21 protein-coding genes are annotated in these 21,438 nt (G+C 62.4%); 9 read left to right on the forward strand and 12 right to left on the reverse strand.

All coding sequences use genetic code 11. The annotated features are described in order from the left end of the window. The first annotated feature begins 46 nt into the window (after positions 1 to 46). Genes FEU76_RS05895 through FEU76_RS05925 form a run of 7 tightly spaced genes read left to right on the forward strand, consistent with a single transcriptional unit; the run spans position 47 to position 6,439 of the window. The gene (locus FEU76_RS05895) at positions 47 to 1,447 is read left to right on the forward strand and encodes an MmgE/PrpD family protein (RefSeq protein ID WP_144981286.1); all 1,401 of its coding nucleotides are present in this window, start codon (positions 47 to 49) and stop codon (positions 1,445 to 1,447) included. 34 nt (positions 1,448 to 1,481) lie between these two features. After that, entirely contained in the window at positions 1,482 to 2,684 is a 1,203-nt protein-coding gene (locus tag FEU76_RS05900; protein WP_144981289.1) for a CaiB/BaiF CoA transferase family protein, read from the forward strand. 12 nt (positions 2,685 to 2,696) lie between these two features. Continuing rightward, complete coding sequence (locus FEU76_RS05905; protein WP_144981292.1) at positions 2,697 to 3,530, forward strand: HpcH/HpaI aldolase/citrate lyase family protein; 834 nt, start codon at positions 2,697 to 2,699, stop codon at positions 3,528 to 3,530. 17 nt (positions 3,531 to 3,547) lie between these two features. After that, a complete protein-coding gene (locus FEU76_RS05910; protein ID WP_144981294.1) occupies positions 3,548 to 3,967 on the forward strand; it encodes a PaaI family thioesterase in 420 nt (139 codons plus the stop codon). A 30-nt stretch (positions 3,968 to 3,997) separates the two neighbouring features. Then, a complete protein-coding gene (locus tag FEU76_RS05915) occupies positions 3,998 to 4,747 on the forward strand; it encodes an electron transfer flavoprotein subunit beta/FixA family protein (RefSeq protein ID WP_144981297.1) in 750 nt (249 codons plus the stop codon). A gap of 41 nt (positions 4,748 to 4,788) precedes the next feature. Then, positions 4,789 to 5,715: an electron transfer flavoprotein subunit alpha/FixB family protein gene (locus tag FEU76_RS05920; protein ID WP_144981300.1), complete on the forward strand. Its 927-nt coding sequence runs from the start codon at positions 4,789 to 4,791 to the stop codon at positions 5,713 to 5,715. Between the two features lie 49 nt (positions 5,716 to 5,764). Next, on the forward strand, positions 5,765 to 6,439 hold the full coding sequence (locus FEU76_RS05925; protein WP_222114785.1) for an alpha/beta hydrolase: 675 nt from the start codon (positions 5,765 to 5,767) through the stop codon (positions 6,437 to 6,439). Here FEU76_RS05925 and FEU76_RS05930 read toward each other — a convergent pair. Next, a complete protein-coding gene (locus FEU76_RS05930) occupies positions 6,430 to 6,828 on the reverse strand; it encodes a hypothetical protein (RefSeq protein WP_144981303.1) in 399 nt (132 codons plus the stop codon). The genes FEU76_RS05925 and FEU76_RS05930 overlap by 10 nt on opposite strands. Positions 6,829 to 6,949: 121 nt before the next feature. Between FEU76_RS05930 and FEU76_RS05935 the strand changes: the two genes are divergently transcribed. Continuing rightward, entirely contained in the window at positions 6,950 to 7,822 is an 873-nt protein-coding gene (locus FEU76_RS05935; RefSeq protein ID WP_144981305.1) for an IS5 family transposase, read from the forward strand. Between the two features lie 145 nt (positions 7,823 to 7,967). Here FEU76_RS05935 and urtE read toward each other — a convergent pair whose 3' ends face one another. The 10 genes from urtE to FEU76_RS05985 form a co-directional block, all read right to left on the reverse strand. Continuing rightward, on the reverse strand, positions 7,968 to 8,675 hold the full coding sequence (urtE, locus tag FEU76_RS05940; RefSeq protein ID WP_144981308.1) for an urea ABC transporter ATP-binding subunit UrtE: 708 nt from the start codon (positions 8,673 to 8,675) through the stop codon (positions 7,968 to 7,970). After that, entirely contained in the window at positions 8,675 to 9,511 is an 837-nt protein-coding gene (gene urtD, locus FEU76_RS05945) for an urea ABC transporter ATP-binding protein UrtD (RefSeq protein ID WP_016915368.1), read from the reverse strand. The genes urtE and urtD overlap by 1 nt, the downstream gene beginning before the upstream one ends. Beyond that, positions 9,508 to 10,650 (reverse strand): urea ABC transporter permease subunit UrtC, encoded by a 1,143-nt coding sequence (gene urtC, locus FEU76_RS05950; RefSeq protein WP_016915369.1) that lies wholly within the window; start codon positions 10,648 to 10,650, stop codon positions 9,508 to 9,510. The genes urtD and urtC overlap by 4 nt, the downstream gene beginning before the upstream one ends. A 6-nt stretch (positions 10,651 to 10,656) precedes the next feature. Continuing rightward, positions 10,657 to 12,264, reverse strand: coding sequence for an urea ABC transporter permease subunit UrtB (gene urtB, locus FEU76_RS05955; RefSeq protein WP_144981311.1), 1,608 nt, complete (start codon positions 12,262 to 12,264; stop codon positions 10,657 to 10,659). Positions 12,265 to 12,344: 80 nt separating this feature from the next. Then, entirely contained in the window at positions 12,345 to 13,697 is a 1,353-nt protein-coding gene (gene urtA, locus FEU76_RS05960; protein ID WP_096921849.1) for an urea ABC transporter substrate-binding protein, read from the reverse strand. Positions 13,698 to 14,038: 341 nt separating this feature from the next. Further along, positions 14,039 to 15,538 carry a tripartite tricarboxylate transporter permease gene (locus tag FEU76_RS05965; RefSeq protein WP_144981314.1) on the reverse strand — a complete coding sequence of 500 codons (1,500 nt, stop codon included), beginning with the start codon at positions 15,536 to 15,538 and terminating at the stop codon, positions 14,039 to 14,041. Between the two features lie 49 nt (positions 15,539 to 15,587). Next, positions 15,588 to 16,070, reverse strand: a complete 483-nt coding sequence (locus tag FEU76_RS05970) for a tripartite tricarboxylate transporter TctB family protein (protein ID WP_144981316.1) — start codon at positions 16,068 to 16,070, stop codon at positions 15,588 to 15,590. Positions 16,071 to 16,161: 91 nt separating this feature from the next. After that, entirely contained in the window at positions 16,162 to 17,157 is a 996-nt protein-coding gene (locus tag FEU76_RS05975; protein WP_144981319.1) for a Bug family tripartite tricarboxylate transporter substrate binding protein, read from the reverse strand. A gap of 154 nt (positions 17,158 to 17,311) precedes the next feature. Beyond that, on the reverse strand, positions 17,312 to 18,040 hold the full coding sequence (locus FEU76_RS05980; protein ID WP_039178626.1) for a response regulator: 729 nt from the start codon (positions 18,038 to 18,040) through the stop codon (positions 17,312 to 17,314). A 43-nt stretch (positions 18,041 to 18,083) separates the two neighbouring features. Further along, on the reverse strand, positions 18,084 to 19,778 hold the full coding sequence (locus FEU76_RS05985; protein WP_144981321.1) for a sensor histidine kinase: 1,695 nt from the start codon (positions 19,776 to 19,778) through the stop codon (positions 18,084 to 18,086). 125 nt (positions 19,779 to 19,903) lie between these two features. On the opposite strand from FEU76_RS05985, the gene FEU76_RS05990 reads away from it, so the two are divergent. Continuing rightward, positions 19,904 to 20,650, forward strand: a complete 747-nt coding sequence (locus tag FEU76_RS05990; protein ID WP_144981324.1) for a DUF481 domain-containing protein — start codon at positions 19,904 to 19,906, stop codon at positions 20,648 to 20,650. Positions 20,651 to 20,659: 9 nt separating this feature from the next. Here the strand turns inward: FEU76_RS05990 and FEU76_RS05995 are convergent, their stop codons facing one another. Further along, positions 20,660 to 21,433 carry an ABC transporter permease gene (locus FEU76_RS05995; protein WP_096921845.1) on the reverse strand — a complete coding sequence of 258 codons (774 nt, stop codon included), beginning with the start codon at positions 21,431 to 21,433 and terminating at the stop codon, positions 20,660 to 20,662. Between the last annotated feature and the right edge of the window lie 5 nt (positions 21,434 to 21,438).

Genomic DNA, 21,438 nt, shown 5'->3' on the forward strand with positions numbered 1-21,438 from the left:
AGGCCTCGAGCGCCGCGATGTCACGGGTGCTGCATAGGAGATGGTCATGACAAGTACAACCAATGAGCTCGCGACCTTTCTGGCGGAGCTTCGCTACGACGACATTCCCACCGAGGTGGTGGATCGCTGCGAAGAGCTGTTTCTCGACTGGTTGGGGTCGGCGCTGGCGGGTAAAGGCTACCCCCCCATTCCCCTGTTCGAGCGGTTCGCCCAGCGAATGGGGCCCGCGTCGGGCCGCAGTGAGCTTTTGACACTGAGCGCGACAACGTCGCCCTATTTTGCCGCGTTCGTGAATGCCGCCGCCTCGCACGTGGTGGAGCAGGACGATTTGCACAACTCCTCGGTGCTGCACCCTGGCACCGTTGTCTTCCCTGCGGTGCTGGCGGCGGCACAAAGTGAAGGCAAATCCGGACGCGAGCTGATCCTGGCGGCGGTGGCCGGTTACGAAGCGGGCATTCGTATCGGCGAGTTTCTAGGGCGTTCGCACTACACCGTCTTTCATACCACCGGTACGGTGGGCACGCTGGCGGCGGCGGTGGGGGTCGGCAAGCTGCTCAATTTCTCGGCGGAGGATTTTCTTCATGCGCTGGGCAGTGCGGGTACCCAGGCCGCCGGGCTATGGGAGTTTTTGCGCGATGGCGCGGACTCCAAACAGCTGCATACCGCTAAAGCGGCGGCCGACGGTTTGTTGGCGGCCTACATGACCGCGGATGGCTTGACCGGCGCTCAGCGTATTCTGGATGGCAAGCAGGGGTTGGCGGCGGGCATGTCCAGCGACGCGAACCCCGAATGCCTGAGCGACCGGTTAGGGCGCCGGTGGGCGTTGGCGGAAACCTCCTTCAAGTTTCACGCCTCGTGTCGCCACACCCATCCCGCCGCCGATGCCCTGCTCGTCATCATGCAGCGCGAAAACCTGTCGCATACCGATATCGCGGCGGTCGACACCCATGTTCACCAGGCAGCGATAGACGTGCTCGGGCCTGTCGAAACCCCAACGACGGTTCACCAGGCGAAGTTCTCGATGGGAACGGTATTGGGCCTGTTGGCCGTGCATGGCAGTGCCGGTTTGGCGGCATTTCAGTCCGCCGCGCTTCAAGACCGGGAGGTCGCGGCGTTCCGGCAGCGGGTGCGTATGCACCTGGATGACGAAGTGGACAGCGCCTACCCCCATAAATGGATTGGCAAAGTCGTGGTGACGACCCACCAGGGCGGGCGCTTCGAGGCCACGGTCCATGATCCCAAAGGTGACCCGGGTAACCCGCTGACCCGCCCGGAGCTCGAGCAGAAATTCAAACGCCTGGTGGGCTTCTCCGACGCGGTGAACGAGCGGGCCTGCCAGCGACTGATTGACGTTGCCTGGGGGCTAAGAGAGGCCGCCACGATCCCCTTATTGCTCACGCCTCGCCGGGCGCATGGGGGCGCAAGTGTGTCCTCCATCACGGAGTAAGCGGCGTTCACGTTCAATGATCAAGGAGTGCACCATGACCAAGGCAGCGACGCTTCGGCCGTTGGAAGGCGTTACCGTTTTAAGCCTCGAGCATGCCATCGCCGCCCCCTTCTGCACGCGCCAGTTGGCCGATCTGGGGGCGCGAGTCATCAAGGTAGAGAGACCCCGGGTGGGGGATTTTGCGCGTCAATACGATGAGCGGGTCGATGGGTTGGCATCGCATTTCGTGTGGACCAACCGCTCCAAGCAGAGCTTGACGCTGGATGTCAAAGCCGCCGGGGCGGATGAGGTGCTGGAGCGGCTACTTCAGGAAACCGATGTGCTGGTACAAAATCTGGCGCCCGGTGCCGCCGCCCGGCTAGGCCTCTCTTATGAAGCGCTGCACGAGCGTTTTCCGCGGCTGATCGTTTGCGATATTTCGGGCTATGGCGACGATGGCCCCTATCAGAAGAAAAAAGCCTATGATTTGTTGATTCAAAGCGAGGCGGGGTTTCTTTCCACCACCGGCCAGCCCGGTGAAGAGGGAATGGCGAAGGCGGGATGCTCCATCGCCGATATCGCCGCCGGCATGTACGCCTATACCAATATACTCTCTGCGCTGATTCTACGAGACCGCACGGGAGAGGGCAGCCATATCGATATCTCGATGCTGGAGAGCCTGGTGGAGTGGATGGGGTACCCCATGTATTACGCTTATCAAGGTGCCGAGCCGCCGCCCCGCGCCGGAGCGTCCCACGCCACCATTTATCCTTACGGGCCTTTCCCCACAGGCGACGGTCAATCGGTCATGCTGGGGCTGCAAAACGAGCGTGAGTGGGCCGCCTTTTGCGAGGTAGTGCTGCAGGATGCATCGATCGCCCGGGATGCGCGCTTCGAGAGTAACGCCCGCCGCTCCGCCAACCGCGAGGCGCTGCGAGCGCTGATATGCCAGGTGTTCGCGAGCTTGTCGGCACAGGACGTGGTGGTCCGCCTGGAGGAGGCGCGTATCGCCAATGCCCACGTCAACGATATGCACGATGTCTGGCGCCACCCCCAGTTGGAAGCCCGCAAGCGTTGGGTCAACGTGGACAGCCCCGCGGGGTCGCTACCCGCGCTACTCCCGCCTGGCCGCAGCAGTGCCTTCCACCCCCGGATGAGTGCCGTGCCCGGCCTTGGTGAGCATAGCGACGCGATTCTGGCGCAACTGGGTTACGACCACGAGCGCATCGCCGCTTTCAAAACCGCAGGCGTGATTTAACCGGAGAGCCCCATGCAACACCATCCACAGCGTTCGCTGCTCTTTGTGCCGGGTACGCACACGCACCGCATCACCAAGGCGCTGGATAGCGGCGCCGACACGGTGATCGTCGACCTGGAAGACGCGGTGGCGCCCGCCGACAAGGCCACCGCGCGCGAGGCCCTCGCGCATTTTCTGGCGACCTCCCCGGCGGTGTCGTTGATCGTGCGAGTCAACGCGGCCACCCATGACGATACCGATCACTTCCAGCGCGACCTGGCGCTCTGCACCGACTACCCCGCGGTCATGGGTATCATGCTGCCCAAGGCGGAAAGTGCCGAGCAGGTGGCGCTCGCCGCGCGCAGCGGTAAGCCCGTTTGGCCACTGATCGAAACCGCACGCGGGATTACCGCGCTGGCTGAAATCGCGGCTGCCCCGGGGGTGGCGCGGCTGGTGTTGGGCGCTCTGGACATGACCACGGAGCTGAACATGGAGCCGGGAAGCGCGGGAGCCGAGTCGGTGCTCGACCACTGCCGCCATCAATTACTGCTGCATTCGCGTGCGCAGGCACTACCGCCGCCCATCGAGAGTGTCGTGCCGGAGATCCAGGATCTTTCCGCGGTGTCCCAAACGGCGCAAAAAGCGATGGAGATGGGGTTTGCGGGCATGCTGTGCATACATCCCCGGCAGGTAGCGGCGATTCATGCGGCCTTCACGCCGGACGACGCGGCGCTTGAGTGGGCACAGCGCGTGGTAGCATTGGCCGCCAAACAAGGGGGTGCCTTCCAGTTGGATGGCAAAATGATCGACGCGCCCGTGATTGCCCGTGCCGAAACGCTGATCGCCCGGGCAGCCGCCGGCCGCTAATCAAGAAGGCTCGGAGTATGGATCTAAACGTGCTGCATAATCCGTTTATCGACATGTTGGGCGCACAGCTGGTGGAGTGGCAGCCGGGGCAGTGTACGTGGCAGTTGGCGCTGGCGGCCCACCACACCAATACCCAAGGCAGCCTGCACGGCGGGGTGATCGCCACGCTGCTCGATGTGGCGTGTGGCTACACCGGTTTCTGTCCCGAGAATGGTCAGCTGCCGCATCGCGCGGCCACCCTGTCGCTCACGGTGCAGTACATCGCCAAAGTCAACCAGGGAACGCTCGTGGCGAAAGGGCGCCTGCAGGGAGGTGGCCAGCGCGTCTTTTTTGCCGATGCGCAACTGCTCGCGGGGGATCGGCTCATCGCGACCGCTTCCGGGACTTTCCGGCGCCATCGGGTCTCGCCTGAAGAGGCCGTCATCACGGCGTCTTGAGCGCTTATTTCACGTTAATGGGTACTACTTATGAAAATCCTCGTCGCCGTTAAACGCGTCATCGACTACAACGTCAAGATTCGTGTGAAAGCGGACCACTCCGATGTCGACCTGACCAACGTCAAAATGGCCATGAACCCCTTCTGCGAAATCGCCGTGGAAGAGGCCGTGCGCTTGAAAGAGAAGGGGGCCGCAACGGAAGTGGTCGCCGTTACGATCGGGCCAAAAGCCGCGCAGGAGCAGCTGCGTACGGCACTGGCGCTGGGCGCCGACCGCGCCCTGCATATCGAGACCGACGAGCGCGCCGAATCCCTCGCGGTTGCCAAATTGCTGGCCAAAGTGGTGGATGAAGAGCAGCCGAGCCTGGTGATTCTCGGCAAGCAGGCGATCGATACCGATAACAACCAGACCGGCCAGATGCTCGCCGCGCTGACCCACCTGCCGCAAGGCACGTTCGCCTCGGAGGTGGCGCTGGACGGTGATCAGGTCCAGGTGACACGGGAAATCGACGGCGGCCTGCAAACCGTTGCCCTGACGCTACCGGCGATCGTCACCACCGACCTGCGCCTGAACGAGCCGCGCTACGCCAAGCTGCCGGACATCATGAAGGCCAAGAAAAAACCGCTGGAGGTCAAAACGCCCGCCGACTACGGCGTCGAGGTCGCCTCCAGGGTCAGCCTGCTCAAGGTCGAATCCCCCGCCGAGCGCAAAGGCGGCGTCAGGGTCGCTTCGGTCGACGAGCTGGTCGACAAGCTGAAAAACGAAGCCAAAGTGCTCTAAAGCAGGCACTTGGCTAAAAGAGCCTTGAAAGGAGTTAACCCATGCGCATTCTGGTACTTGCCGATCTGCATGAAGGCCAACTGGCCGGCGCTACAGCCCATGTAGTCGCGGCGGCCCAAGCCATTGGCGGTGATATCGATATTCTGGTCGCTGGCGAAGGTGTCCAGGCGGCCGCGGAGGCCGCCGCCACGCTCGACGGCGTCAGCAACGTGCGCGTCGCCGACAACGCCGTCTACGCTCACCAGCTCGCCGAGCCCTTGAGCGCCCTGCTGGTCGAACTGGCCGACGACTACACCCACGTGCTGGCCAGCGCCTCCACCACCGGCAAAAATGTTCTGCCGCGTTTAGCCGCCCTCAAGGAGGTCAGCCAACTCTCCGATATCATCGCCGTGGAGAGTGCCGATACGTTCAAGCGCCCCATCTATGCCGGTAACGCCATTGCCACGGTGAAAAGCGACGACGCGCTGAAAGTCATCACCGTGCGCGCCACCGCCTTCGACGCCGTGGGTGGCAGCGCCAGCGCCAGCGTGGAAGCAGTGGACTTTACACCCGACAACGCCCAGTCCCGTTTCGTCGACGAGTCGTTGGCCCAGAGCGACCGCCCAGAGCTTGGTGGCGCCAGGGTCGTCATCTCCGGTGGGCGCGGTATGGGCAACGGCGATAACTTCAAGCTGCTGGACGGCATTGCCGACAAGCTGGGGGCCGCCATTGGCGCCTCGCGCGCCGCGGTGGACGCCGGTTTCGTGCCCAACGACATGCAGGTCGGCCAGACCGGCAAGATCGTCGCGCCGGAGCTGTACATGGCGGTCGGGATTTCAGGGGCGATTCAGCACCTGGCCGGTATGAAAGACTCCAAAGTGATCGTGGCGATCAACAAGGACGAAGAAGCGCCAATCTTCCAGGTCGCCGACTACGGCCTGGTGGGGGATCTGTTCGAGATTTTGCCGGAGCTCGAGAGCAAGCTGTAAACCAGGCCCTCGATACGCTAAAGAGTCCACTTCGAGAAATGAGCGCGGCATGACGACGTTACGGTCACTGATCGACACGCAAGCCCCGGGCAGGCAGGCCCCCTTGTTCGAGACCCGACAGGGAAACATGGAGCTGCTGGTCGATGTTCCCGGGGCGCCTTTAAAGGGCATCGCGCTCATTGCGCACCCCCAGCCGCTGCTGGGGGGCAGTGCTCGGCACAAGATTCCCTTCAGCCTGGCGCGAGCGTTGAGCGATGACGCTTGGCTCGCCATTCGCCCTAACTTCCGAGGCGTGGGGCGAAGCGAGGGCGAGCATGATCAGGGCGAGGGGGAAAGTGACGACCTCTTGTGTCTGGTGCATGCGCTTCGCGACGCCTGGCCCGCGTTACCGATCGCGCTGATCGGTTTCTCTTTTGGCGCCTATGTGCAGGCTCGCGTTGCCAACGCGCTGGCGCAAAGTGGCCAGCCTGCCGAGTACGTCGTGCTGTTGGGGTTGCCCGTCGGCCTTGTGCCCGACGGGCGTTTCTATGCAACGCCTTCACTGGCGAGTGACACGCTGCTGATCCACGGCGAGCACGATGAGCACGCGCCTCTGGCCCTTTTGTCGGCGCACGTGCGTAAGCCTCCCATTCCCATTGTCATGGTGCCGGGGGCGGATCACTTTTTCTCCAATGGCATGGCGCAGCTATTGGCGCTGGTGCGCCAAAAACTGGCTCAAGGCTGACTTGCCGGGACGCGGGGCCTGGGCACGTAGCGATACAGCAGCAGCGATAACACGACGTTGAGCCCGGCCAGCGCGGCGAGCAGGGCGAAGGTGGCATGCGAGCCCAGAAGACCTAGCGCGAGGCCGCTCAGGATCGGGGTAACCGCTTGGGCGATCAATGAAGGCCGCGCCAACCGCCCCATCAGCGTGGTATAAAGCGATGCGGGAAAAATGGCCAGGGGCAACACGCCGCGCACGATGGCGCGCAGCCCGTTGCCAAAGCCGTACAGGATAATGCCCGCCACCGCGTAGGCGGGCCACGCGAGCAAAATGACGATACCCAGGAGGGTGAAGGTCACGGACATCATGGTCGTCACCATCGAGGGAATGTTCTTGAACACGATATCCACGACGCGGATACCGACCTGAGCGGGCCCTAGGGAAACGCTGCACAAATCCCGCCAGAGCTGTCTCGTGGCCACCGGCGGGGTAGAATCTGACCCGTTCAACACCCACTGACAGAGCTATCCGATGAAGCAGATCTCGTTCGCCCAGGCTGAGCACCAGAACAAGAAGAAGGTTACCCGCCGAGAGCGGTTCCTGACCCAGATGGATGCCCTGGTGCCATGGCAACGCCTGATCGACGCACTGTCGCCATCCTACTTCCCCAACGCGGCAGGCAAACGGGGCCGGCCGCCGATTGGTCTGGAGCGCATGCTGCGGATCTACTTCCTTCAACAGTGGTATGCACTTGCCGATGAGGCGCTCGAAGATGCCATCTATGACAGCCAGGCCATGCGTGACTTCATCGGTATCGACCTGGCCATCGAAAGCGTGCCCGATGCCACCATCGTGGCCGCTGCGCCCTCCACCAAGAACAAGGCCAAGCAACGCGATCCGGCGATGAAGCAGACCAAGAAGGGCAACCAGTGGTTTTTCGGTATGAAGGCACATATCGGCGTTGATGCGGTCACCGGCCTGACCCACAGTGTTGCCGCGACCTCGGCCAACGTCGCCGATGTTACTATGACCGGCGCCCTGGTCCGCGATGATGACAAGCGGGTATACGGCGATGCGGGGTACACCGGCATGGGGAAATACCTGAACGAGGAAAAGGACGCCCCGAACTCCCGATGCTGTGTCGCCGCCAAGCGCGGCACCATCAAGAAGATGGAAGGCAGCCCCAGGAAAACGCTGCTGCTGGCATTCGAGAAGGCCAAGGCCAGCATCCGCGCCAAGGAGGAGCACCCGTTTCATGTCATCAAGAACCTCTTCGGCTACCGGAAGGTTCGCTACAAGGGGCTGGCCAAGAACCAGGCGCAGCTGTTCACCCTGTTCGCCCTCGGCAACCTGGTGCTGGCGAGAAGGTGCGAGGGGGATGCTGACGGGGTCAGTGTGTCCTGAATCCGGCTTGGCAGCCGGATAACACGGCTGCCAGGTAAACAGGCCACTTGACGTGGTCATGTAATGACCGCTGAGACGATGATCTAGTCAGGCTGAACGGTTCAGCCGCGCAGAACCGATTTGTTCAGTGGTTCCCTCAGCAGAATCAAACCGTCAAATGCTGTTTGATCAGCTCGTTGGAGAGTTCGCTGATCTCGCCTTTGGCCACCGAGCGGCCGCGGTCCATGATGACGAAGCGGTCGGCGTATTTGCGAGCAAAGGGTAGCTTCTGCTCTACCAGCAGCACCGTCAGGCCGTCCTCTTTGATCAGTTGGCGAATCACCTGACCAATCTGGGCGACGATATTGGGCTGAATGCCCTCGCCGGGCTCGTCCAGAATCAGCAGTTTCGGTTCGATCACCAGCGCGCGGCCAATGGCGAGCTGCTGCTGTTGCCCACCGGACAAATCGCCGCCACGGCGGTGTTTCATCTCCTTGAGCACCGGAAACAGCTCGTAAATGCGCTCGGGAATTTTCTTCAGCCCGTCGCCCCGAGCGGCAAGCCCTGTGCGCAGGTTCTCCTCCACCGTCAGCAGCGGGAAAATCTGCCGCCCCTGGGGCACGAAACCGATGCCCAGGCGCGAGCGCGCCTCCACGGCTTTTTTGGTGAGTTCGATCTCGCCATCATTGCCCTGGTAGCGCAGCTGGCCGCTCTTCACCGCCACTTCCCCCATGATGGCTTTCATCAGGGTGGTTTTACCCACCCCGTTGCGGCCCATCACGCAGGTGCACTGCCCGGCGGGTACCTCCAGGTCCAGATCCCACAGGGTGTGGCTTTCGCCGTAGAACTGGTTCAACTTGTCGACGGTCAGCATCAGGCCATCTCCTCCTCGTCCGCGCCCAGGTACACTTCGACCACTTTCGGGTCATTGGAGACCTGATCCATGCTGCCTTCGGCCAGCACGCTGCCCTGGTGCAGCACGGTCACCTTGCGCGCAATCGAGCGTACAAAGCCCATGTCGTGCTCCACCACCACCACCGACTGTTTGCCAGCCAGCCCCGTAAGCAGCTCGGCGGTGCGCTCCATCTCCTGTTCGGTCATCCCGGCCACCGGCTCGTCCACCAGCAGCAGGCGCGGGCGCTGCATCAGCAGCATGCCGATCTCCAGCCACTGCTTCTGGCCGTGGGAGAGAATCCCGGCGGGCTGGAAGCGCAGCGCGGTCAGGCCGATGGTGTCCAGCACGTCGTCGATGCGGTCGCTGATCTCGCTGGTCATGCGGGCGGTCAGCGTGGGAAAGATGCGCTTGTCGGCGGCCATGGCCAGCTCCAGATTGTCGAACACGCTGAGCGCTTCGAACACCGTGGGCTTCTGGAACTTGCGGCCAATGCCGAGGCTGGCGATTTCCGGCTCGTTCATTTGCAGCAGGTTATGGCGGCTGCCGAACCAGACGCTGCCCTGGTTGGGGCGGGTCTTGCCGGTGATGATGTCCATCATGGTGGTTTTACCGGCCCCGTTGGGGCCGATGATGCAGCGCAGCTCGCCGTCGTCGATGGTCAGGTTGAGGTTATTGATGGCCTTGAAGCCATCGAAGCTCACCGTCACGTCTTCCATGTACAGAATCGGGCCGTGGCGAACGTCCACCGGCGAGGCTTCCCCCGCCATGAAGTCGAACACTCGGTCGCGTGCTTTCAGCGATTGTATCAGGCTCATGCTGCAGCCTCCGTAGGCGGTTGTTCGGCTTTGCGACGGCGCTTCACGTGGCTCAAAAGGCCCGCGACGCCCTTGGGCAGGAAGACCGTGACCAGTACGAACAGCGCGCCCAGGGCAAACAGCCAGGCGTCCGGCATGACCCCGGTAAACACGGTTTTGGCGTAGTTGACCAGAATCGCCCCAATGACGGCACCGTACAGCGTGGCTCGCCCACCCAGTGCTACCCAGAGCACGATTTCGATGGAGAACAGCGGCGAGAATTCGCTGGGGTTGATGATGCCTACCTGAGGCACATAAAGCGCCCCCGCCAGGCCCGCCAGCATGGCCGAGACCACGAACACGAACAGCTGGAAGCGTTCGACCCGGTAGCCGATGAAACGCGTACGCGCTTCGGCATCGCGGGTGGCCACGCACACGCGGCCCAGCTTGCTGGTGACAATGGCACGGCACAGGATGTAGCCCAGCGCCAGCGCCACCCCAGTGGCAATGAACAGCCCCAGCCGCGTGTCGTTGCTGCGCAGGTTGAAGCCCAGCAGCTCACGGAAATCGGTGAGGCCATTGTTGCCGCCGAAGCCCATCTCGTTGCGGAAGAAAGCCAGCATCAGGGCAAACGTCAGCGCCTGGGTGATGATCGACAGATACACCCCGGTCACCCGCGAACGGAACGCCAGGAAGCCGAACACCAGCGCCAGCAGGCCAGGGGCCAGCAGCACCATGGCAAAGGCGAACCAGGCCATATCGAAGCCCAGCCAGTACCAGGGCAGGCTGTCCCAGTTCAGAAACACCATGAAGTCGGGCAGAACCGGATGGCCATAGGTGCCACGGTCGCCAATCTGGCGCATCAGGTACATGCCCATGGCGTAGCCGCCAATGGCGAAGAACGCCCCGTGGCCCAGGCTCAGAATGCCCAGATAGCCCCACACCAGGTCCACCGCCACGGCCAGCAGCGCATAGCTCAGGTACTTGCCGAACAGGTTCACGGTGTAGGCGTTGACATGCAGCGGATGCCCTTGCGGCACCGCCACGTGCAGCACGGTAACCAGCACCAGGGCGGCCAGCAGTACGCCGAGAAAGAGCTGGGTGGCCCGTTCGCCGAACGGGCGGAGCAGCCAGAACCGTTGAGAAGATGATGTCATCATGATGGGTTAGCCCTCCGCAGCCCGGCCCTTCTGCGGGAAGAGTCCACGCGGGCGTTTTTGAATGAACAGGATGATGAACACCAGCACGATGATCTTGGCCAGCACGGCACCCGCCCAGGGCTCCAGCACCTGGTTGATGATGCCCAGTGAAAGCCCCGCCACCAGCGTGCCCCACAGGTTACCCACGCCACCGAACACCACCACCATGAACGAGTCGATGATGTAGTTCTGGCCCAGGTTGGGGCCGACGTTGGTGAGCTGCGACAGCGCCACACCGGCCAGCCCCGCCACGCCGGAACCCAGCGCGAAGGTCATGATGTCCACCCGGGTGGCCCGGATGCCCATGGAGCGTGCCATGGCGCGGTTCTGGGTCACGGCGCGCACTTCGAGCCCCAGCCGCGTGCGGCGCATGATCAGCATCAGCCCGGCAAACACCACCAGCGCAAAGCCGAGCACGAACATGCGGTTGAGGGTCAGCGAGAGCGTATCGTTGATCACCAGCGAGCCGCTCATCCACTCGGGCGTCACCACGGTGCGGTTGAGCGGAGAGATCACCGTGCGCACCAGCTGCTGCAGAATCAGGCTGATGCCGAACGTGGCCAGCAGCGTTTCCAGCGGGCGGCCCTTGAGGAACTGGATCACGCCCCGTTCGATGGCAATGCCCACCAGGGCAGCCACCATGAAGCCCGCCGGAATGGAAAGAATCAGCGCCAGCCCCGGCTGGCCCGGCAGCAGTTGCTGCATCATCCAGGTGGTATAGGCGCCCAGCATCATCAGCTCGCCGTGGGCCATGTTGATCACGCCCATGACGCCAAAGGTGATGGCCAGGCCGATGGCCGCCAGCACCAGTACCGACCCCAGGCTCAGGCCAAAGTAGAGCGTTTCGAGGCCACGATTGAGCTTGAGGTTTTGCTCGATACTGAGGAGCGCCTCTCTGGCCGCGTCGGCGACCACCGGGTCATCGCCATTGGCCGCGCGATTGAGCGCCACACGGGCACGCGGATGCAGGCTGCCACGCAGCGCTTCCACGCCTTCCATCTGGCCCGCTTCGGTTTGATAAATGGCCAGTGCCTGCGCTAACCGGCGCTGCACCTGGCTATCCTCTTCTTCGGCAATCAGCGCTTCCAGAGGCTCGGCCAGCGTCTCGTCCACTTCGCCCAACAGGCGCTCGGCGGAGGTACGGCGGCGTTCCACGTTGGGGGAGTAGAGGTCGACCACGGCGATGGCGCTGCGCAGTTGGTTGCGCAGGGCGTTGTTGATGCCGATGCGGTTGAGGTCGCGGCGGGACATCTCGCCCAGCGACTCTTCGGTCAGGGCATCGGCCACGGGCCAGTCACGCCCGGTGTTGTTCAACACCACGACGAAGCGACCCTCGCTGGTGCGCTGCAGGCGGCCATCGAGCAAGGCTTGCAGCCAATCTCTGGCGCGCTCGTCGTCGCTTTGCAAAATGGCCGTAATCGCGTCGCCTTTGGCGCGGAAGTTCTCCACGTCCAGCGCTTCCAGCAGCGCCAGTGCCGCGTCGTCATCAGAAGGTGTGGTGGGGGTTTGTGCCTGCGACAACGTCGCCATGCTGAGCAGCAAAAGACACAACACCCCAGAAAGGAAACGCCTCATGGGGTTCTTCCTTTGGTCATCATCAATGGGGAGAGGTAGCGTGCTCCCTTGCCGCGACGGGTCGCGGCAAGGGAAGAGTGTTACTCGGCGAGTGCCGCTTCGGCTTCTTCTGCTGCGGTGCTGCCACCGCACGAACCGTTGGCGACGTTGAAGTTGCCGCAGCGCATCGGTGCACGCCAGTCAGCAATCAGGTCGCGAGAACCCGGCAGGAAGTCCGACCAGGCATCGCCTGCCACGGTGGACGGCGTTTGCCAGACGATGTCGAACTGGCCGTTGTCCTGCACTTCACCGATCAACACCGGCTTGGTGATGTGGTGGTTGGGCATCATGGCGGCATAGCCACCGGAAAGGTTAGGCACGGTCACGCCGATGATCGCATCTTTCACCGCGTCCACATCGGTGGTGCCTGCCTTGCGCACCGCTTCGGCCCACATGTTGAAGCCGATGTAGTGGGCTTCCATGGGGTCGTTGGTGACCGCTTCTTCATCGCCCGTCCAGTCGATCCAGGCGTCGATGAAGTCGTAGTTGGCGTCGGTGTCCACGCTCATGAAGTAGTTCCAGGCGGCCAGGTGGCCCACCAGCGGCCCGGTATCGATACCGGACAGCTCCTGCTCACCCACCGAGAAGGCGATGACGGGAATATCCGCAGCATCGATCCCCTGGTTGGCCAGCTCACGATAGAACGGCACGTTGGCATCGCCGTTGATGGTGGAGACCACCGCCGTGGGTTTGCCCTCTTCACCGAAACGACGGATTTCAGAGACGATGTTCTGCCAGTCCGAATGGCCGAACGGGGTGTAGTTGACCATGATGTCTTCTTCGGCCACCCCGTGCTCATCCTTCAGGAAGGCTTCCAGAATCCGGTTGGTGGTACGCGGGTAGACGTAGTCGGTGCCGATCAGCGCAAAACGCTCGATCCCGACTTCGTTGATCAGGTACTCCACCGCAGGAATGGCCTGCTGGTTGGGTGCCGCGCCGGTGTAGAAGACGTTCTCGGAAGACTCTTCCCCTTCGTACTGTACCGGGTAGAACAGCAGGCCGTTCAGCTCTTCGAACACCGGCAGTACCGCCTTGCGGGATACCGAGGTCCAGTTACCGAACACCACGTCTACCTCATGCTGGGCCAGCAGCTCGCGGGCACGCTCGGCAAACAGCGGCCAGTTGGAAGCGGGGTCGACCACCACGGCTTCCAACTGACGCCCCAACAGGCCACCGGCTTCGTTCTGCTGGTCGATGAGCATTTCGACGGTGTCTTTCAGGGTCGATTCGCTGATCGCCATGGTGCCGGAGAGGGAGTGCAGAATACCTACCTTGATCGGGTCGTTGTCTTGGGCAACGGCCTGAGCGCTGGCGCCCATGATGGCGGCAGCCAGGGCGGCCGTGGCGAAACGGCCAAGGGTACGAGGGTGTGTCTTGCGTTGCGATGTGGTCACTTGAACCTCCTTGCACCCCTTGGAAGGGGCTTGTTATAGGCGCGTAGAGCGGGCATTCACCCGCCGTGGGCTAATCCACCTTTCACATAGCAAGGGGTGCGCCAGATTGAATCAAAGCCTATTAAGACAATGACAATCAGACAGTTAGCGATACTCAAAAAAACCCGCATTGCGCCAGGCGCACTAATTCAGGGCAAGCCGAGAGGCGCCATGCACAGTTGTCATGCACCAGCAAAGCGCCTTGCACCAAAGAGGGGTGCACGCACACAAAAAAGCGCCCGGGGTTTCCCCCGGGCGCTGACAACGCCAAAACTCACTCCATCACACCACGCAACAATCGCTTATTTGGCGGCCATGGCCTTCTGCTTGCGGCGCTTTTTCAGCAGCGGCATGCCCAACGACAGGGCCGCAATGATCAGCAGTGACAGTGAAATGGGCTTGTCGATGAAGATGGACCAGTCACCGCCGGAAATCTGCAGTGCGCGACGCATGGACTCTTCCATCAGGCTGCCCAGGATCAGCGCCAGAATCAGCGGCGCCGTGGGGAAGCCGAACAGCCGCAAGCCCAGGCCGATCAAACCGAAGCCCAGCAGCAGCAGCAGGTCGAAGACGCTGAAGCTCATGCCGTAAACACCGATCATGCAGAAGATCAGGATCATCGAGAGCAGCAGCGGACGCGGCATATCGAGAATTTTGGCGATCAGCGGAATCAGCGGCAGGTTGAGTACCAGCAGGAAAATATTACCGATGTACATACTGGCAATGACCCCCCAGAACACGTCCGGGCGCTGCTCCAGCATCATGGGGCCAGGCGTCACGCCCATGACCAGCAGCGCCCCCAGCAGCACCGCCGTGGTGCCCGAGCCAGGCACCCCCAGGGTCAGCAGTGGTACGAACGAGCCGGTACAGGCGGCGTTGTTGGCCGCTTCGGGAGCTGCCACGCCCTTGATGTTGCCCTTGCCGAAGGTGTCACCATCCTTGGCCAGGCGTTTTTCCATGCTGTAGCCCAGGAAAGAACCAATGGTGGCACCGGCCCCCGGCAGTACACCGGTAAAGAAGCCCAGCACCGAGCTGCGGCTGATGGGGCCTGCAATTTGCTTCACTTCACTGCCGCTCAACTTGAGCGAACCGATGGCGTTACGCGGTACTTCCTTGCCACCGCCCCCACGCAGCAGCATGTAGAACACTTCCGCCAGGGCGAAGATACCCAGCGCCACGACCAGGAAGTCGATGCCGTCGAGCAGCTGAATCGAGCCAAAGGTGTAGCGCTCGGTGCCGGTTTGCATGTCGATACCGACGATCGAGATCATGATGCCGATCACCGCCGCAATCAGGCCCTTCACCAGCGATTTGTCCGACAGCGAGACGACCGCCGTCAGGCCCAGCACCATGAGCGCGAAATATTCGGGAGGCCCAAAGCTGACCGCCACTTTGGAAAGCAGCGGCGCCACCAGCATCAAGAAGACGACCGAGACGGTGCCGCCAATGAACGACGCGTAGGCGGCAATGGCCAGCGCCTTGCCCGCCAACCCCTGCTTGGCCATGGGGTAGCCATCGAAAGAGGTCGCGACCGTGCCCGCCACCCCCGGCGCATTGAGCAAGATAGAAGAGGTCGAGCCACCGAAAATGGCCCCGTAATACACACCCGCCATCAGAATCAGGCCTGATGCAGGCTCCATTGAGAAGGTGATCGGAATCATCAGCGCCAGGGCACTGATCGGGCCGAGGCCCGGCAACATACCGATGATGGTACCGGCAAACACACCGGCAAAGACGTAAGCGATATTGATGGGCTCGAGCGCGATGCCAAAGCCGTACATCAAGTTGTTCAAGGCATCCATGGGCGTATCTCTCTTAAAAAACTACGGCAGGTGCGTGGGCACGGCGTATTCAGAACGGCAAGAGGCCAGTGGGCAGATACACATCCATGACGCGCGTCATGGTGAGATACAGCGCCAGGACCACCCCCAGGGAAGCCGCCAGGTTGATGCCATGACGACGGTAGCCGTAATAGGCCGTCAGCCCGGTGCACAGCAGCGTCGATGCCAACACGAAGCCCAACGGCACCAGCAGGAGGGCATAGGCGGCGATGGCCACAGCGGTGATCACGACCCGCGCCCAAGGCGTGAACAGCAGCGGGCCGTTGGTGGCCTCTTCGTCGATCTCGTCAGCGCCTGCCAGCGGTACCGGTTTTTCAAAGAAGAGCAGCCCTGCTAGCAATAACAAGGTAATTCCCAGCACTTTTGGAAACAGGTCTGAATCCACCGGGCGCGGCAGAGGAAAGGTTGGAATTTGCCAGGCCATTGCTAGATAGGCGGCAGCTAGAAGCGCCAGCACGAGGGCCAGCCACTGATTAGTGTTCAATCGAGTCATGGGGAGTCTCTCCGAAGGCGCAGGTTGCGCTTACGGTCACAGGCAGTGACCCCGGGCCTAGCTGGCCCGGGGCAGCACGGTGAAGCGGGGGTTATTGAGCCAGCAAGCCCAGGTCGCTCAGGACGCTGCTGAACTGTTCTTTCTGCTCATCCAGGAACGCGCCAAACGCTTCGCTGTCCTGGTAGGCATCGATCCAGCCCAACTGGTCACGCGCCTGCTGCCAGCCATCGGTTTCAAGCATTTCTGCAAACAGGTCTTCGTAGTAGGCCACGGCTTCGGCAGGCATGTCAGGGGTACCCATCACGCCACGCCAGATATCGAAGGTGTAGTCCACACCCTGCTCCTGGTACGTGGGCACGTCGGCCAGGGCGCCGCCCAGGCGCTCAGGGGCAGATACGCCCAGAGCACGCAGTTGGCTGCCTTCGCCGAGCTGGCCCACGGACTCACCCGCGCCGGTAATGACCGCCTCGATATGCCCCCCCATCAGGTTGGTCATGGCATCGCCACCACCCGAGAAGGGAATATAGTTCACCGTAGAGGCATCGAGACCCGCCGCAGAGGCCAAGCCAGCCACCGAAATATGGTCCATCGAGCCCGGCGCACTGCCGCCACCCACGCTCAGGCGCGGGTTCTCTTTCAGCGCGTCGAACAGGTCATTGATGGTCTGATATTCGGAATCCGCTGACACCAGAATGATGGAGTAGTCGGTGATCAGACGCGCCACGGGGGTGAAATCCGTGTGGTCGTAGCGCGAGGCGCCTGCCAGCGGCACCAGGATGATGGGCGGGCTGGTGGCAAACAGCTTGTGCGGGTTACCGCTGTCACGGGCGATCTGCGCCCATGCCACGGCACCGCCGCCGCCAGGCACGTTGATAGCCGCAAAGTTACGGTCTGCCAGCTGCTCTTCCTGCAGCACGCGAGAAACGGTACGCACCAGCGTATCCCAGCCACCGCCTGGGTTGGCGGGTGCGACGAATTCGATGGAACGGCTTGGGGTCCACTCCTGGGCCTGTACGCCAGTGGTCATGGCGAGGGCTGCCAGAGGCAGAGCAAATACAGCGGCGCGCTTGAAGGAAAGCGAGGTCATGGGCGTTCTCCACAGTCAATTATGTTGTTATGCGCGGTGATCGACACGCGGCATTTGTGATTACACCGCGAACGTTAGAAGACAGCCACCTTTCAGGACAAGCTTGTGACCATAAACGACAAATTGTTCTTTATGGTCGTTTTGTTCATTTTGTTCACGCATCGAGCCAGCCGTGATCGCCCTTCAATAAGCGGTAGCGCCGCTCGGGTCGCCCGACATCCCCGTAACCCAGCTCGGCGCCTACGGCCTGCTCGGCCACGAGAAACTCCAGATAGCGGCGTGCCGTCGAGCGGCTGGCGCCCATGGTACGCGCCACCTGCATGGCGGTCAGGGCGCCGCTGTCTGCTGCCAAGGCTTCCACCACACGGCGCAGGGTCAAGCGGTCGATGCCCTTGGGCAAGCTGCGCTGAGGGGCGCGTGCAGGCTCGCTGGGCGTCACCCGGGCCAGCACATGGTCCAGCTCGTCCTGGTTCAGCTCGGCGCGGTTGGCCAGCGCCTCCCGTTCGCGCCGAAAACGTGCCAGCATCTGGTTCATTCTTGCCGCTTCGATGGGTTTGATCAGGTAGTCGAACACCCCGCCACGCAGCGCCTCGCTGATGGTCTCCACCTCGCGGGCCGCCGTCACCATGACGATATCCACGTGCACATGGTCGCGGCGAATCGACCACAAAAGCTCCAGCCCTTCCACATCGGGCAGGTAAGCATCCAGCAGAATCAGCTGTATTTGCGAGGCGTGCTCGGCCATCAGCGCTTTGGCTTCGCTGCCGTTGCGCGCCATACCCACCACATAAAAACCGTCACTTTGCTCGATGAAGGCGCGGTGAATATCGGCGATGCGGAAATCGTCTTCGACGACCAGAATGCCGTATTGCGTCGCAGACATGCGTCATCCTCTTGTTAACGTCGTTATTATGAGTGTGAACCGTTTAGCCTGGTGGGCCGGGTTCATCGCTGCGGGCGCACAGCGAGCGGTCCAGCACGGCAATGAAACAGGCGCCCCCCAGCTCGCTCTCTTCCAGGGTGATCGCGCCACCGTGCTGACGACACAGCCGCTCCACCAGCGCCAGACCAATGCCGCGGTGCTTGCCGGTCTTGGTCGAAAAACCCTCCTGGAAGATCGACCCGGCGTGCTCCGCAGGGACCCCTGCCCCATTGTCTTCGACCTCGACCAACAGCTGTTCGCCCAAATCGGTGAAGAACAGCCGCACCCGGGGCTCGCTGGCGTGGGGGCCGTTCAGTGCCGCATGGCAGGCATTATCCAGCAAATTGCCCACCACGCTCATCATGACCTCTTGCCCCGTTGGCGTCAGCGAGCAGGAGAGCGAGCTTTGTTCGTCGATTTCCAGTGCCACGCCCAGTTCACGGGCGCGGGTCAGTTTGCCCAGCAGCGTGCCGCTCAGCACCGCATCGGCCACATGGCGCATCAGAAAGTTCATCTGTGCCTGGGCACGCTCGGTTTCCTGATGAATCAGGGCCAGCGCTTCCTCGATGCGCTGCAACTGCAGCAGCCCGGAAATGGTGTAGAGCTTGTTGGAGAACTCGTGGGCCTGGGCGCGCAGCATGTCCACATCGCGACTGGCCTGGGTCAGCGCCTGGGAGAGGTCGATGATTTCCCGGCGGCTACGGAAGGTGGCCACGGCGCCTTCGATCTCGCCCTCGTGAATGATGGGCACGCGGTTGACCACCACCGGGTGATCCCCCAGCCACATTTCCTGGTCGAACTCCTGCTCACCGTGTCTGAGCACTTCCAGCAGGCGGGAATTGGGCACTACCTCGCGGATGGGCTGCCCCAACAGCACATGCTCGTCGGGCAGCTCCAGAAAGCGGCGTGCTTGCTGGTTCACCAGGGTAATGTGGCCATCCCGATTGACCGCCAGAATGCCCTCGTGAATCGATTGCAGGATGGCTTCCTTTTCCATGGCGAGACGGGCGATTTCGTAGGGTTCGAGGCCGAGAATGATTTTTTTGAGATGCTGCGACAGCCAATAGGCGCCGGCAAACCCGAGCACGATCATCATGGCCACCAGCATCCAGCCCAGTTTGGTGTAGCGCGCTACGTCCATGTCCACGCGGTCGAGCATGAAGCCGACGGAAACCACGCCGATGATGTTGCCCTCTTCATCCCAAATCGGCGTTTTGCCGCGCATGGCGGTGCCCAGGGTGCCGGTGGCTTCGGACACGTAGGATTGACCATAGATCAGCGCTTGATCATTATCATCCCCCACCATGCGCTCGCCGATGCGCTCGGGCACCGGGTGGGAGTAGCGTATCGACTGGGCATTGCCCACTACCACATAGCGCGCGCCCGTCTCCTGGCGCACCCGCTCGGCCAGCGGCTGAATGAAGTGGGAGGGCTCGGGCGTGGAGAAGGCATCGACGATTTGCGGCATGGCCGCCACGGTCTTGGCGACCGCCAGCGCCCGCTCGCCCATTTGATAGGTGATGATGTCGGCTTTACGGTAGTTCAGGTAGGTCCCTTGGGCCAGCAGCATACCCGCCAGCAGCAGGCCCACCAGGATCATGACCTGCAAGCGAAAGCTGCGTTTGTACCAGCGTCGCTTGGCGCGCGTGCGACGCCAGCGCTGCAGTTCGGCCAGGGTGCGTGGGCGGGGCTCGGTCATAAGGGAACTCGTGATGCGCAAGAGCGTCATTATGGCACGCACCGTCAGGCGGCGTTAGGCTTTGCGCTTTTTCACCCTGCGGCTTATATACTCCCTGCCCACCGCAACACTCAAGGAGGAGAAGAGTGCGACACCTTTCACACTACCTGTTACTGGCCAGCTGCCCGCTCTGGGCCGGGGCTGCCGCAGCCAACCCTTTCTATGCGCCCCCGCCGCCCCAGGAAGATGCGCCCATCTTCAGCGGTGATGCCGAGCTTGGGTTCAACCAGCTCTCCGGCAATACCGACAGCCGCACGCTGATCGGCAAAACGCTGCTCACCTGGCTGACCGGCGACTTCACCCACTCGTTTCGGGCAGAAGTGCGTAATGTCAGCAAGGATGGCGAGACCAGCGCGGAGCAGTACCTCGTGGCAGGGCGGGAGCGCTATGACTTCAACGGCCCGCATTACCTGTTTGGGTTTGCCCGCTGGGAAAAGGACCGCTTTGCGGGCTACGATCAGCAGCTCACCGCCATCGGTGGCTATGGTCGACAGATCGTGGATGGCGAGCGCCACTACCTTTCTCTGGAAGCAGGGCCCGGCTATCGCCATGACCGGCTGCGTGACGATGAGAACGAGCAACTGGGCGTGGCCTACTCGGCGCTGGACTACCGCTGGGAGTTCTCCCAGTTCGCGGATCTGCGCCAGGAGATGTCGGTGGAGTATACCCATGAGAACACCACCTCGCGCTCGCTGTCGGCCCTCACGGCACGCCTGAATTCGCGGCTGTCGCTGCGCCTGTCTCATGAGATCAAGCGCAACTCCCAGCCCCCCGAAGAGGCCAGCGAGCGGACCGACCATACCACCAGCGCGTCGCTCCTCTACCGCTGGTAGCCTGACCGCCTATTGGCGCTGCTGCCCGCGGTGTGCCCAGGCGGTCATGCGCTTTTCCAGCAGCGAGAACAGCTCGTACATCACCATGGCCATGGCACTGATCACCAGCAGCCCGGCAAATACCAGGCCCATGCGCATCTGCGAGCCCGCGCTCATCATGAGGTAGCCAATGCCCTGGTTGGAGGCCACGGTCTCGGACACCACCGTGCCCACGAAGGCCAGCGTGATGGCGATTTTCAGCGAGGCGAAGAAGTACGGCAGCGAGCGTGGCAAGCCCACCTTGAGCAGCACATCGATGCGCCGTGCGCCCAGCACTCTCAACACATCTTCCATCTCAGGCTCCAGGGTCGCCAGGCCGGTGGCCACGTTCACCACGATGGGAAAGAAGCAGATCAGGAAGGCGGTGAGTATTGCGGGCACCGAGCCGATGCCGAACCAGACCACCAGAATGGGCACGAAGGCCACCTTGGGAATGGCGTTGAACCCCACCAGCAGCGGGTAGCAGGCGTTGTACAAAAAGCGCGACGAGCCGATGATGAAGCCCAGCAACAGCCCCACGGCAACGCCCAGGCCAAAGCCAATCAGCGTGGTCCAGAAGGTTTGCCAGGAGTGCTTGCCGATGGGCCCGGCGTAGGTCACCAGCGCCTGAACCGTGTCCAGCGCGCTGGGAAAAATAAAGCTGGGCACGTTGAACAGGCGTACCGTCACTTCCCAGATCACCACTAGCCCCGCCATGGCGATCCAGGGTGCCAGCCGCTCGGCCAGCTTGCGATTATGGGTCATGGGCA

Source organism: Halomonas sp. C22 (assembly GCF_007655045.1).
GTDB classification, from domain to species: Bacteria; Pseudomonadota; Gammaproteobacteria; order Pseudomonadales; family Halomonadaceae; genus Vreelandella; species Vreelandella hamiltonii.